Origin of the sequence: Hymenobacter lapidarius (assembly GCF_001816145.1) — a bacterium.
In the GTDB taxonomy this organism is placed as follows: Bacteria; Bacteroidota; Bacteroidia; order Cytophagales; family Hymenobacteraceae; genus Hymenobacter; species Hymenobacter lapidarius.
Genome location: NZ_MDZB01000030.1, coordinates 1 through 936, shown reverse-complemented (window position 1 = coordinate 936; position 936 = coordinate 1). Strand labels below are relative to the sequence as shown.

Below are 936 nucleotides of genomic sequence, written 5' to 3'. Positions count from 1 at the left end.
GAAGCTGTTTAGGAAGTGGGCATTGGGGCAATTTTACGCAATAAGAGCACGGTAAAGGCCAGCCAGTGGAAGGCCAGCCAATTTTGCACGCTGGTTTCGTAGCGCACGAGCAGGGTCTTGAACCCGTCGAGCCAGGCATTGAGGCGCTCAATGACGAGGCGCCGGCGGTAGAGTTCGGGGTCCAGCGGCGTGTCGTCGTCGGTCTGCCAGTCGGCCGAACGCCGGTTGCGGGGGATGTTGGCTTCGATGTCGCGCCGGGCGCAGGCTTGCCGCAAGCTGGTGACATCAAAGGCTTTGTCGGCATTGAGAAACAGCCCTTCCAGCCGCAGGTCAGCCGCCTCGAGCAGTTCGCATAGCTCGGCAAAGACCCGTTCCAGGTCAAAGGTGTCGTGCTGGTTGCCGGCCTGGGGCGTGGCCACGGCCAGCGGCAGGCCCGCGTTGTCGGCCAGGAACAGGGCGTTGGTGGTGCGGGCGGCTTTGCGGCCCTGGTAGCCGACGGCCGCCCCGCCGTTCTTGGCCAGCGTGTGGCTGCCGTCGAGTTGGACACTGGACAGGTCGAGGGTTCGCCGATGCAGACGCAAACACATGACCCACAACTGCTTCCACGCGCCTTGCTTGCCCCACGCCTGAAAATGATAGTACACCCCCTGCCAGCTCAGGGGCGGGCCGGTGAACAGGGCCTGCACGGGCAGCCAGCGCCACTGGCAACCGGTTTTGAGCTTGTAGCAGCTGGCGCCTACCACCTCGGCCGGGGCGGCGGCGCAGCGGCGGCCACCGGAACGGGTCGGCAGGTGGGGCAGTATCCAGCGGGTAATGATATCTTTGGTCAGGACTTCCACGAGGGAGGGAAAGGAGATGGGTCGCACCTCAAATTTCCCGCTTTTGTGGGAGTCTTTTCCTTTCTGCCTCGCCCTGACTACTTCCTGAACAGTTTCA

1 protein-coding gene is annotated in these 936 nt (G+C 63.5%); it reads right to left on the bottom strand.

The features are described 5' to 3' along the window. Positions 1–8 precede the first annotated feature (8 nt). On the bottom strand, positions 9–839 hold the full coding sequence (locus tag BEN47_RS01175) for an IS5 family transposase (protein ID WP_239691461.1): 831 nt from the start codon (positions 837–839) through the stop codon (positions 9–11). Between the last annotated feature and the right edge of the window lie 97 nt (positions 840–936).